Source organism: Nesterenkonia populi, assembly GCF_007994735.1.
GTDB classification, from domain to species: domain Bacteria; phylum Actinomycetota; class Actinomycetes; order Actinomycetales; family Micrococcaceae; genus Nesterenkonia; species Nesterenkonia populi.
Genome location: NZ_VOIL01000001.1, coordinates 1,661,998 through 1,674,374 on the forward strand (window position 1 = coordinate 1,661,998; position 12,377 = coordinate 1,674,374).

Below are 12,377 nucleotides of genomic sequence, written 5' to 3' on the forward strand. Positions count from 1 at the left end.
GGACTGTGTAGCGTGAATGGTATGGAGACGACCACCACGTCGCCGACTGCGATCCGCGCCGATGCTCTGACCAAAACCTACGGCTCGGGCGAGGCGAGGGTCCGCCCCCTTCGCCAGTTGAGCGTGGAGATCCCCGCCGGGCGGTACACCGCGATTATGGGGCCTTCCGGCTCGGGCAAGTCCACATTGCTGCATGTGCTGGCAGGTCTGGACACTGTTGAGGCGGGCAGCGTGGTGCTCACCGCCGAAGAGAAGAATATTGAGCTCACCGGGCTTTCCGAGCGGGACCTGACGGTGGTGCGTCGCCAACACATCGGCGTCATTTTCCAGGCCTACAACCTGGTCCCGGCCATGACTGCCAGGGAGAACATTCTGCTGCCCAGCTCCTTGGGCGCACCGCAGCCGGACCAGCATTACTACAAAACAGTGATCGAGCGTCTTGGCCTCTCCGGGCGGCTGGACCATCGGCCTTTCGAACTCTCCGGCGGTCAGCAGCAGCGCATCGCTGTCGCCCGCGCGTTGGTGTCCAGGCCCGCGGTGATCTTCGCCGACGAGCCCACCGGCAACCTGGACACCCGCACCGGTGCTGAGGTGCTGGGCCTGCTGCGGGCCGCCGTCGACGAGTTCGGCCAGACGGTGGTGATGGTCACTCACGACGCCAGTGCCGCTGCCGAGGCCGATCGGACCGTGATCCTCAATGACGGGCAGATCATCGACACTCTGGAGGGTCCCAACGCCGAGGATCTGGCCGGTCGAATGATCGAAGCAGGGGAGTGACCAGGCATCGTCCACGCCATCACGCGCACCAATCTCCGTCACTCAGGGAAACGGCTCTGGGCTGCAGCTGCGGCCATTGCCGTCTCGGCAGCCTTCATCGTCGCTGGGATTCTGCTGACCGACTCCATGAACCGAAGCATAGAGGACCACGCTGCTGAAGAGATCGGCGGTGCCGACGTCGTCGTCAGCCCCGAAGCTCTCCACGTCCAGGAGGACGGCGGCGACTACACCCAGGTCGAGACCCTGACCGAAGAGATCAGCGCGCTTGAAGAGGTAGAGCGCACCGAAGGCTCCCCGACGATGATCCTGGTCTGGCTCACCGAACCCGAGACCGGCCAGGCTGGTTACCAGGAAGCTGCCCAGCAAGATATTACGGGGCTGGTGGAGCAGCTGATCCAGGACCGCATTATCGAGACTCCCGTCGGAGACCCTGAGGACATCTCGTGGACCACCTCACCCGACGGGGCTCCCATGGTGGCTGGTCTGGAGGTCGCCACCGGGCAGCAGTACATCGAGATGTGGGTTCAGACCCGCAGCGGCAACCCTGAGGTGCTGGGCCTGATCATCAGCGGCTTCGGCGCCATCGCAGTGTTCGTGGCGGCACTGGTGATCGCCAACACCTTCCAGGTGATGATCGCTTCCCGCCAGAAGACCATCGGGCTGCTGCGCGCGATCGGCGCCACGGCCGGGCAGCTGCGCCGCGCCACGCTCGCTGAGGGTGCTGTGCTCGGACTGGTCAGCGGTATTGCCGGTGTACTGCTGGGCTGGGCGGCCGGGGTGGGAATGACGTCCCTGGGAGACATCATCTTCGGGGTGGAGATGGCCACAGCGATGCTGACCCCGGCCCCGGCAGTTATCGGTGTGGGGCTGGGGCTGGGTATGACCCTGCTCGGCTCACTCTGGCCGGCTCTGCGGGCGGGACGCATCTCGCCGATGGAGGCACTGCGCCCGGCAGATGTGGCAGGTGTCCAGCACCGGAGGCCGTGGGCTCGCGCGGCGATCGGCGCGGTCCTGGTCCTCGGCGGCTCAGCGCTGGTGGCCTATGCAGGCCTCTCTGAGGGAACGTTCGACCAGGTGACCGGCCTTGCACTGCCGATCATCGGGTTGGTGGGCGGTTTTGCAGGATTCCTCGGTGTGCTCCTGCTGGCCAGGCTCATCATCCCGCCTCTGGTCGCCAGGCTCGGCACTGCTCTGAGCAGAGTGGCCCCCGGGCTTTCGGTCACCGCCTCGTTGGCTGGGAAGAACGCCCGTCAGGTGCCCGGACGAACGACGGCGACTGCCTCGGCGCTGCTGATAGGGGTCACCCTGGTGGTCACCGTCACCGTCGGGGCGGCCACTGCGCAGAACTTCATCGAGGATCAGTTCACCGCTGTCGAACTGATTGACCAGGTGCTCGGCATCGCGCTGCTGCTGCTGTCAGCCAGCGTGCTCGTCGCATTCATCGGGGTCTCCAATACGCTCTCCCTGTCAGTGATGGAACGACGTCGGGAGGCCGCGTTGCTGCGCGCGCTGGGGATGCCCAGGTCGGCAGTGGGATCGATGGTCTCTGTCGAGGCGCTGCTGCTGACGCTTGCCGCGCTCATCCTCGGTACGACGCTGGGCCTCTTCTACGGCTGGGCGGGCGTCAACGCCTTGATCGCCCTTGATGGGGTGGACGCGCATCTGGCCATCCCTTGGGCTCGGTTGGCAGGCATCTGGTTGATCGCCTTCGGGGCCGCGCTCGCTGCGGCCTGGCTGCCAGCACGCAGCCTCTCCCGGACCCCGCCTGCTGCAGGCCTCAACCAAACTGCCTGAGCCAGTCCTCTCCGGGAATCTTGCCCACCGCGTCCGTTCCCGCTCGGATCGAACGGATCATCCGTCAGATTCAAGCGTCGAAATAAGCTCTGGCTCGGTGACTACACATCACTGAGTTCATCGTCTGGTGTTTCGACCTCAACTTGGATGCTGTGGACTGACGGCACTGCGTCTGTGACGGTGCGTTTGATGGTGTCGATGAGCTCCTCGATCGTGTCGGTGTCGAGTCCGTCTTTCAGGTGCACTTCCAGGATGACGAGCAGCCTGTCTGATCCGAGGTACATAGTGCGCAGGTCGAGAACGCTGTGCACGTCCGTGACGCCTTCTGCGACGTCGATGATTTTCTGCGAGGTGGCCTGTCCTGCGCCTCTGCCGACAATGAGGCCCCGAATATCGAGGATCAGGAGCATTGCGGCACACATCATGGTGGCCCCGATCGCCATTCCGCCTGCGCCGTCAAGACGGCTGTCTCCCGTGAGCGCAAAGAGCAGAAGCGCAATAATGCCGATTCCGGTGGCCGTCGTACCGAGGGAGTCGAGCACGAAGGTAGATTTTGTCTCGATAAGGCTCGAGCGGCGCAGCCGTCTGATCCAGCCGGCCGTGCCGCCGTTCTGACGAAGTCGCCTCAAGCTCAGGCTGAACGCATACGCATTCGTGCAGAAGCTGAAAGCCAGCACGATGAATGCCAGCCACACGTTGTCGACCGGTTCCGGTCGAGTAAATTGCTGATAGCCGAAATACACTGATGCCAGGCCAGTGCCGCCGAACATAATGATGCCCGCAATCAGCGCCCAGAAGAACACTTCGCGGCCGTAGCCGAATTGAAACTGAGTATCCGGACCCCGCCTGGACCTTTTGACCCCCACGAACAGCACGATCCCGGTCATCATGTCGCTTAACCCCTGCAGGGCTTGGGACAGCATGACCGTACTTCCGGTGATGATCGCCACGAGCGCATTGAGCGATACGTCGAAAACGCTCACCACTGTTGAGGTCAGTACAACCCGGGTATCTGACACTTTCTTCTTCGCCATAGATGGATCCCTAGTGTAATCCGGAGGACCATGGCATCTACGGCTGGCGAGAAGGCTGCGGCCAGGCTTCAGCCGCCCTGGCGCTGCCTTGTGGCCCAGAGGACACCACCGATGAGAGGCGGCTGAAACAGCAGCCGGACAGCACGCTTACGGTCAGTATCCAGTCCGAACCCGTCTCTGCGGTGCCACCACTGAGAAAGATTCCCCGGGAAGACAGCCGTGAAGAACCCGGCAGCGGCCACACCTACAGCGCGTTCATAACGGCCGGGGAACACCAAGGCCAGGCCTAACCCGATCTCTGCGACTCCGGACGCCAGCACCGTCGCGTCTTTCGAGAGCGGCACGAATTCCGGCACCTGAGCCTGGAACTCGTCTCTGGCGAACGTCATATGCCCCACACCAGCACCGACCAGAGCCGAACCCAGCAGCACCCGGGTGGCGGTTTTCGGCAACGAACGCTTCTGACCTGCTGACTTACCTCGACTAGCCATATCCGAACTATAAGCCTCCAGACCTGTGCGGAACAGGGCAGCTGCGCGGGTCAAGCGCTGGGAGGACCTGCTCAGAAGTCTGCTGCGTATTCCTCGACCCAGGTGCGGAACGTGAGTGCTTCCTGCCCGGTCACCTGGTGCACTGTCTCCTGCGGGATCTTGGCGGCTGGGGGTGGGTCGGTCTTCATCTGCGTCATGAAGAGGATGTCGTCCTCGGAGAAGTCGTACGAGCGCCGAGCGCCATTGTTCGTGCACGTTTGGGCGCTGAGCGGGACGACCAGACTGTGCGCATGTTTTTGTCCGCCTCGCGCTGGGTAGAAATAAGGAAGCCGTCACGTTCACCTTCTCTTTGCGATTGCTGAGCTGTTGAGCCCCGAATGTAAGGGACTGCCGACAGTGGTGAGTGCGAAACGGGCTTAACGGGAGACGACGGGGGAGATTCATCTTCCCGACCCTGACTGCGTGGGCTGCGCTCATACGCTGCCGGCACGGCGAATGATGCTCCTATTCGTGTAAAGCGGCCGTGAGCCAGGCGCGGTATGTGCTGGCCAGCTCGGCATTGGGTCGCCTGCCGCGTTCGAGTTCCGAGATCCGCGCGGGTTCGGCTCCGATGCTGATCGCTGCTCGGACGAGAGTGACGCCACGTTGAAGCCGGAGCGCTCTGAGGTCGTCCGTCGCCGGCACGGGTTTGGGGTGGACCAGGAGGTGGAACGCCTCCCTAGCGATCGCGCGTTTGAGACACCGAAGGACGTCCTTCTTCGACTTCCCGTTGGCTCGCAAGCGCGCTGTGTAGTCCTTTGTGCGCTGATCGGTGGACAGTCGCACCAAAGCGATCTGGTGCAGGGCCCAGTTCGCTTGCCGGTCTCCACCACGGTTGAGCCGGAACCGGTTCGTCTTCCCGAGGATGCGGGGATCGGCGAAGCCCCGCACAATGCGGCGAACGAGGCTTCTGATCGCAGCCGTTCGGGGTTCGATCCGGCCGTGACCAGCAGTGTTGCCGTAGTGATCACGCCGTAGCCCTTGGTGGCGAGCATCGCGGGCGCGGCCTTTGCGACGAGGTCTCGCAGTTCTTCCTCGAGCTCATTGATCTCGATGCTCAGATACTGGTGGCGCCGCGCCAGGCGCCGGAGCGCGTGAGCTGTAGCGGCGCTCACGGAGGCGGAGGCGGCACCGGGCCTGGTCGCGGCCAGGTTCTCGATCACGTCACGGTCGCTTGATCCCGCCCACCGTGTCCTGACTGATTCGGGCGCGGTGACCAGCAGTGACTTGATCTGACGAATCACCGCTACTCGGGCCTTGATCGCGCTGCGGCGAACGGTCAGCAGCACGCGGATCTGTTCGACAAGGCCATCGCCGGTCTTGGCCAGGGGCAGAGCTTCTGGCTCGGCCAATGCCTGTTGCGCAGCGGCGTAGGCGTCGATCGGATCGGACTTGCCTCGTCGTCGCTGCGCCCGTCGAGGTCGTACGATCTCGCGAATGTCGACGTGTTGTGCCATCAGATACCGGGACAGTCCGGCGCCATATGAACTGGTGCCCTCGATTCCGACGAGTCGAACGTTGCCGAATGATCTGGTGTAGGTCAGGACCTGTTCGTAGCCGGCAGTTGTCGCTGGGATCTGAAGGTCACCGAGCCGGGCTCCAGTGACGCTGAGTATCGCGATATGGTGAGTATCGGCGTGGGTGTCGACTCCGGCGACGACGTCGAGAGCAGCCGGGGATTCAGTGACTTCGGTAATGGATGTTCTCATGATGGGACCGTGCCTTCCTGGAGAGGGCACGTCGGCCAGGGGCCGGGCAGACAAGACGTTGACAGGGCTGACCAAGCTCGTATGAAGTCATGCTCGCCTTTGGCCGACATGCATCGGACAGCGCCATCGCCACCGGCGCGCGGACGGATCAGCTCAAAGACAAGCCCTGGGGCCATCAGTCACTTACAGAGTCACACGCATCGGCGACGACGCCCTTCCATCATCAACGTCACCTACCCCTGCATCAGCCCCAGTGATTTAGCCACATGGCGATCGAGCGTAGCGATTCCCCAGCCAAGAACCGGTCAGCCATCTGACGGATCGCTGCGGCTTGTTCCGGAATCAGCACCCCTCCGGGTCCGTATCCGTAGCGGGCGGGCCCGTGCCAGCGGCCCTGCTCGGCGAGTCGTCGGTTAGCTCGTTTGACCCGATCAGATTTATGCCCGGATTCATAGGCAGCGATCGCGACCAGCTGCCGGGCCATCAGCCGGCCCTCAGTGGTGTTCAAATCGAATCCACCACCACGCACAGCCTCAATCCGGATCGGGTACTGCTCCACTAAGTCCAGTAAGTCCTCAAGCTCTCGGGGTCGGCGGTAGAGGCGGTCTACATGCCACACCACGATATGGGTCACCCCACGACGTACCGCGTTGACCATCGCCTGGTACCCGGGGCGCTGTCTGCCATCGAAGGCGGAGACATCGTTATCCACAAACACCGGGACATCCTCGACACCCAGGCGGGCAGCAAGAGCGACACAGTCAGCTTCCTGCCGCTGGACCCCGGCCCGCAAACCAGTACGATCTTGCGAAATCCGCAGATACACCGCCGCCTGGATTATCTGTCTCATGGCCACCGGCTAATGACCACGTAGGAAACTGCGAGAGCGGGAATCGAAAGAGTAAGGAGGAGCACGACGAGGCGGACGGTGCGGCCCCAGCTGCTCAGCGCGAATCGCACGGTTTCCCAGCCCGCATCACCCAGTTTTGGAGAGAACACTCGTATCACCTTCCCTTCCTTGCTCATCGAGTCCTCCTGGCGCTTAGTTCTTCTTGGATCGGGGAGCCGCCGGCTTCATCTTGACCTTCGACTTTGTGCTGGCCTTCTTCTCCCGGGCCTTCAACTCGGCCTGTGCTTTCTTCTGCATCGTGAGGCGTGAGGGGCGATTGAACTCGCCGGTCAGTGTGTAGTACACCTGCGTTGTCTTGCCGGTCGCGGATAGCGGAGCGCTGATTGTTTCCTCGCGGGTGGCGAGCAGTCCGAGGTCCCGGAGCTCTTTGACTCCGGTCTGGACGGTGCGGGCCTTAAGGCCGTACCAGGCGTCCATCCGGCTGTAGGTGAACCAGCATTCGTCCTGATAACTGGTCTCTTTCGCAACGACGAGGAAGACGGCGAGGGCTGGCATGCTGAGCTTCGCGAACCACTCGTCATGCCAGAACGCGTCGGGGATCGTGAAGTACATGTTCCACCGGTCATCGCGGCCACCGGGTGCCGTGTAAGCTTCCTGCGCGTCCTCCCGTCGTGGCGTGACACGGACGAGCCGGTCTTCGCGCTCGCGCTTCTCGATCAGCCCGAGTTCTTCCAAATGCCTCCACGCCCGGGAGAGCGTGGAGGGCGACCAGGTTAAGCCGCCCTGCGCGGTGAGTGCACGCGTCCACGCGCCAGCCGGCAGCGGCTGGTCCTGCTTGGACAACCAGGACCAGCAGGTCACGAGCAGCATGTACAGCAGCAGTTCCCGATGGCGGCGCCCGGTGACCATGCTGCTCAGCGTGCTCGCTCGAGGTTTGTCCTCGTCAGGAAGCTGGACGAGGATGTTCCTGAACTGGGAGTATCCTCGTCCCGCGAGCTTCGTCATGAACGCGCGTGTCTCCGCGGGGGAAGACCCATCTTGGACCGCCGCCGAATTGGCGTCCGGTGCAGGAGTCGTTGTGCTCATGCGGATATCAAAGCACGTTTCACCGATCGCGGTATTTCACAGAGAAAACGACCGATTGTTGTTTCGTGCTAAATCATGCGATGCCGATCATGCGATTCCACCCTGCGACGCTAAACTGCGACACCATGCGATGCCTAGTAGTGCCCGGACCGCACCGTCGACGGTCGAGGTGATCACCGGACGGAGAATCGTTCGCGAGTTCGAAAAATTTGAGCGGCCATGACTGCGGGCCGTGTGTTCGTCGGACCGATGAGACGGCCAAGGATTTCTGGCCGAGGTTCAGTACCTTCGTGAAGTTGTCTGCGGTCTTCCCGCCAGCGAAACTCTGAGTGGAAGACGTAGAAGGGGTTGTTCTTAGTTTACTCTTCGGTAAACACGTGCACGTTGTCACGACCGAACTGGGGTGAGCCCATCGAAACTTGAAAGTGGCTGCTGGGCCCAGCGAGTATAGGAGCGAGCAAGCAGCCGCGTCCGTTAAACGAGCATCGAGGATGATGGGGCAGGGGCCGACGGGTTCTTCAGCTTGTAGTTTCGACGTTACGGGGTGTGAGCTGACCAACATCGACGCGAGCGCGCCAGGTGTCGAGAATGAACTCCGTGATCGTGACTGTGCTGTTCAACGCGAGCCTGAACCGTACTGGGTTTAGTTCCGCTGTATGGGTGCGGGAGTCTGTTCCCGCTGGTGTTCATAGTATGCCGCTTCAACTTCGGCGGGTGTCTGATGCCCCAGGTGTTGGTGCAGTCTGGTGGTGTTCCACCAGTGGACCCAGTTCATCGTGGCGAACTCGACTTCGGTCAGGGATTGCCATGAGGCCTGGGAGTAGATCAGCTCGGTCTTGTACAACCCGTTGACGGTCTCGGCCAGGGAGTTGTCGTAGGAATCGCCCACGCTGCCAACGGAGGGCCGGATACCGTGATCGGCGAGTTTCTCGGTGTAGGCCACAGCGACATATTGACCTCCGCGGTCCGAATGGTGAACCAAATCGGTCTTTTCCTGCCGCCTGGCGGTGGTCAAGGCGTGCTCCAACGCTTCTAACGACAGGGCCTCGGTGGTCATCGAGGCCCTGGTCGCCCAGCCCACGATCCTGCGGCTGTAGGCATCAATGACGAAAGCGGTGTAGACGAACCCCGCCGTGGTTCTGATGTAGGTGATATCGGCTACCCACAGCCTGCCCGGGGCGGGAGCTTTGAAGTTCCGCTCCACCAGATCTGGCCGGTGGTCCGGCACCGGGGCGGCACCGGTGGTGCATGGTTTCCTTCCCCGTACAGCTCCTGTGATCCCGGCTTTGCGCATCAGCCGGTACACCTGATCCCGGCCGATCTCCCAGCCTTCACGGCGTAGGGCATGCCAGATCTTCCGCACCCCGTAGACACTGTAATTCTGGGCGTGGATCCGCTGAATCTCACCGATGAGCAGATCATCCTTCAACGCTCGAGCACTACGGACGCGTGCTTTGGCTGCCCGGTAGCCGCGGGAGGTGATGAACCCACACTCTGTCTGGTGAAGCACCCAGCAGAGGGGCTCGACCCCGAAACGACCCTGGTGTTCGTCGATGAACCGGATCATCTCGTCGTGGGGCGGTCGAGCTCCTTGGCGAAAAACGCCGAAGCAGACTTCAGAATCTCATTGGCCCTCTTAAGTTCTTTGTTCTCTCTGCGCAGCCGACGTAGCTCTTCGATCTCATCGGTGCTCAACCCGGACGCCTCACCGGCATCACGACGGGCCTGTTTGAACCAGTTATTCAGCGTGTGGGCAGAGACACCGAGCTTCTCACCGACAGCCTGGGCAGCACCCCAGATTGATGAATCATCGATGCGGCGGTGATCTTCCATCATCCGCAGCGCCCGGTCCCGGAACTCAGCAGGGTAAGGCTTCTGATGGGTGGTCATAGTTCAATCCTCCTTGAACGGGTAGGACGGAACAACACCCAGTACGGTTCATAGTTCAATCAGGAGACCCTCAGGTGAGGAGCCAAGGTAGGCCCTACGTTGCGTTTGGTATCGGTGCGACCAGCCGTACTTGGTGAGTCGTGGCTGCTGCACATGGCAGACGTGTGGCTGATGGCCTGTCAGTCGATGGGGAACGGATCGATGGTCCAGTTCGGCGAGGCGGCGTTCCCGTCGTACTCGGCCCACCCGTCGTGGTCCCCTGGGGCTCCGGCGGGAGGGGTGGTGTCGTCCCAGCGCCACTGTCGCCAGTCGATCGGTAGCCCGGAGCCGTACCGTCGTGCTGCGGCACCGAGGTGGTGGCCGGCGGGCGTGCGATAGGACCACCAGTAGGAGGTCGCGTCTGCGCCGCCCCACGTGAAGGAACGACGGCTGAGCATCCGCTGTTCGATCAGCTCGTGGGCCTTCTCAGGCCAGTTCTCTGGTCGCGCGAAGGGCAATATCGCCTGGGAGAGGATGTGGCTGTCGAGGTCAGCGGCGAGGAAGTAGAGCTGGTCGAAGTGCCGGTCGTCGTTCAACCTGCCATTGCCGTCTGCGCCCGTCTGCTGTTGTGCTTCGATCTCTCGCTGCTTGCGGTACTTCCTAGCGACCTTTGCGGCACGTTCTTCGAGGTACTCCACCAGGGCGCCCATCAGCACGAGGCTCTTCGTTGAGGTGACCTTGGTGCCAAAGGACAAGTCCCGGCCATGCGCGGCGCCGTGCCGGGAGAGCTTTCCGTAGAAGCCGGTCGAATCGACCTTTTCCTTGAATGGTTCTCGCACGATAGGAAGGTTCGTAGCGATGCCGGCCAGCGTTGAGTCGTCGAGATAGGGATCGTTCGTGGAGTTGGAGAAGAATGTGGCGCCAGTGATGTCTCGTGTGAGCCCGTCGATCTGTGCGAGCGTGAGGAGCGTCGCTGCGGCGTAGTTGCCGGCCTTGTGGCATTTCACGGCCTGGTCGATGAGATTGCCGCGTTGGAACTGGAGCCGCTGGAACTGGTGGTCGATGTCCTTGCCGTACCGACGAAGGGGCACTGCGACGTTGCGGAGGAACACCTCGCTCTCGGTGTGCCACTGCTCGGTGACCAGGGCGTCAATCTCTGCGGGGTCGGCGCCGCGGTGAGCGAGCTTCACGATCTGCTCCGTGCCGCGCTGATGCCACATCCCGTACGATGCCCACCCCAGTGGCGCGAGTACCTCGACCGCGCGCCCGAGCAGAACCTCCCGAGACAGCGCGAAGTACGTCATCTGTCGATTGTCCCAACTTACACGACTCGGGCGATAACGACACACTGAAGCGCATCACCCAGGACCGGCCGGCTGCTCGTGGCGCATCCTGTGAGCTTCCTTGATCCCGCGGTGGCTCGGCAGTGCCCGCGAGGGTCCTAGTGCGTGCCTGCCTCAGAGGGGGGAATCAGAGGGTGGGTTCCCCGTTGAACGAACGGCAGCGAGCGGTCCTGGAGTGGATCGCTGCTGGATGCCGTGTGGGGGAGGAGCCGGTCGAGCGGTACAAGCAGTCGGCGGTCGCGTTGGCCAACCGGCGCTTGATCGTGCTGGACAACAGCTGGGGCACCCCGTGGCGGGCGCAGCTGACTCCATTGGGGCGCTACTGGCTCGACCACGGCACCTACCCACCTGTCGGGACTGTGCTGGGACCGCCGATCGAGCAAGACATCGACGACACCGATGCCGGCCTCCAGGGCGAGGGGATCTCCGATGCCGACTTCATCAACCGGCGGCGAATGTTGGCCTTTGACTGGTCCACCGGTGGGCGGGTGCTCAGCTGTCTGGAGCTGGACGATCAGTGGGCTCTTCACGCCGCCTATCAGCCGAGCAAGGATCTCTCCGATGCCCAGGCCCTGGCTGACTATCGCGGCCTGGTGGAGGGCCACGATCGTGTCGCGCAGGCCCCGGAAGCCTGGGAGGCCTATGAGGGTGCACAAGAGCGGGTCCAGCAGGAACTGGCGCGCGCCCAACAGCAGAAGGAAGCCGGAGTGGTGCCGCGGCGGCGGCGTCAACAGGATCGGAATCTGTCGGTGCGTGGCCTGGCGCGACCCGAACCGGACATCGAGAAGCTCGCCCATGTGCTCATCAACATCGCCCTCACCGAAGCGAAGGTCGACAAGGCCAGTACGGGTGCTGAGGAGGGACGAGATCCGGAGCGTACGGCCACCGATTGGTTGGCCGGGTTGGCTTACCGGCCGCTGCCGTCGGTATCACGCCCGAGCTCAGGCCGAAAGGCCTCACGCCGTCAGCGAGCCGATGCCACATCCCAGCGGATGATCCCGGTCGCTGTGGATATCAAGCTCAAGGAAGCGTGGTCATGTCACCGAGCGGGCACGCATCTGGCCGCTGTCTTGGTTGCGCGTACCGCCCTTAGCGACGCTCTGGCAGACGCCGGAACGGCCCGTCTGGATTCCCTCATCGAGTCACTGGACGAACTGGCCCAGCAGGGGCACCTGAGCTCGGATCTCGCCAGACGCGCGGCGGCCACCCGCTCGCTCGCGGTGGTGCCCTCCCACCCGCCAGTGACGGCAGACGAGGCCGAAGCTCTCCTGAACCTCGTGGTCGAGATCATCACCAGGATCTATCTCGGCGGCCCGATGACGTAGACACGGAGCAGCGTTGCGTCGCCGGTTCGGTCCGGTTGTCGGCCAGAACGGGCAAGATGT

General features: G+C 62.8%; 11 protein-coding genes. 3 read left to right on the top strand and 8 right to left on the bottom strand.

The features are described from left to right. Positions 1 to 21: 21 nt before the first annotated feature. Together FWJ47_RS07645 and FWJ47_RS07650 are read left to right on the top strand one after the other, a co-directional pair. Positions 22 to 777 carry an ABC transporter ATP-binding protein gene (locus FWJ47_RS07645; RefSeq protein ID WP_147106389.1) on the top strand — a complete coding sequence of 252 codons (756 nt, stop codon included), beginning with the start codon at positions 22 to 24 and terminating at the stop codon, positions 775 to 777. 126 nt (positions 778 to 903) lie between these two features. Further along, a complete protein-coding gene (locus FWJ47_RS07650; RefSeq protein WP_147106392.1) occupies positions 904 to 2,571 on the top strand; it encodes an ABC transporter permease in 1,668 nt (555 codons plus the stop codon). Positions 2,572 to 2,672: 101 nt separating this feature from the next. On the opposite strand, the gene FWJ47_RS07655 is transcribed toward FWJ47_RS07650, so the two are convergent. The 8 genes from FWJ47_RS07655 to FWJ47_RS12150 all read right to left on the bottom strand — a co-directional run bounded on the left by FWJ47_RS07655 (position 2,673) and on the right by FWJ47_RS12150 (position 10,953). Then, positions 2,673 to 3,605, bottom strand: coding sequence for a cation diffusion facilitator family transporter (locus FWJ47_RS07655; RefSeq protein ID WP_147106397.1), 933 nt, complete (start codon positions 3,603 to 3,605; stop codon positions 2,673 to 2,675). 68 nt (positions 3,606 to 3,673) lie between these two features. Continuing rightward, the gene (locus tag FWJ47_RS07660) at positions 3,674 to 4,096 is read right to left on the bottom strand and encodes a DoxX family protein (RefSeq protein ID WP_147106401.1); all 423 of its coding nucleotides are present in this window, start codon (positions 4,094 to 4,096) and stop codon (positions 3,674 to 3,676) included. Positions 4,097 to 4,167: 71 nt separating this feature from the next. Continuing rightward, on the bottom strand, positions 4,168 to 4,293 hold the full coding sequence (locus FWJ47_RS12345; RefSeq protein ID WP_281289237.1) for a hypothetical protein: 126 nt from the start codon (positions 4,291 to 4,293) through the stop codon (positions 4,168 to 4,170). A gap of 276 nt (positions 4,294 to 4,569) precedes the next feature. Further along, positions 4,570 to 5,844: an IS110 family transposase gene (locus tag FWJ47_RS07665; protein WP_246126207.1), complete on the bottom strand. Its 1,275-nt coding sequence runs from the start codon at positions 5,842 to 5,844 to the stop codon at positions 4,570 to 4,572. A gap of 244 nt (positions 5,845 to 6,088) precedes the next feature. Continuing rightward, positions 6,089 to 6,694: a recombinase family protein gene (locus tag FWJ47_RS07670; protein WP_147106404.1), complete on the bottom strand. Its 606-nt coding sequence runs from the start codon at positions 6,692 to 6,694 to the stop codon at positions 6,089 to 6,091. 192 nt (positions 6,695 to 6,886) lie between these two features. Then, complete coding sequence (locus tag FWJ47_RS07675; RefSeq protein ID WP_170228526.1) at positions 6,887 to 7,699, bottom strand: helix-turn-helix domain-containing protein; 813 nt, start codon at positions 7,697 to 7,699, stop codon at positions 6,887 to 6,889. A 724-nt stretch (positions 7,700 to 8,423) separates the two neighbouring features. Then, positions 8,424 to 9,670, bottom strand: a protein-coding gene (locus FWJ47_RS07680; protein WP_246126209.1) for an IS3 family transposase whose coding sequence is annotated in 2 segments (ribosomal slippage) — positions 8,424 to 9,379 and positions 9,379 to 9,670 — 1,248 coding nt in all. Because the reading frame shifts where the segments join, the coding sequence is not laid out codon by codon here. Positions 9,671 to 9,849: 179 nt separating this feature from the next. Next, positions 9,850 to 10,953 (bottom strand): hypothetical protein, encoded by a 1,104-nt coding sequence (locus FWJ47_RS12150; RefSeq protein WP_211358984.1) that lies wholly within the window; start codon positions 10,951 to 10,953, stop codon positions 9,850 to 9,852. Between the two features lie 185 nt (positions 10,954 to 11,138). Here FWJ47_RS12150 and FWJ47_RS07695 point away from each other — a divergent pair, with 185 nt between their 5' ends. Then, positions 11,139 to 12,317, top strand: a complete 1,179-nt coding sequence (locus FWJ47_RS07695) for a hypothetical protein (protein WP_147106414.1) — start codon at positions 11,139 to 11,141, stop codon at positions 12,315 to 12,317. Positions 12,318 to 12,377: the final 60 nt, after the last annotated feature.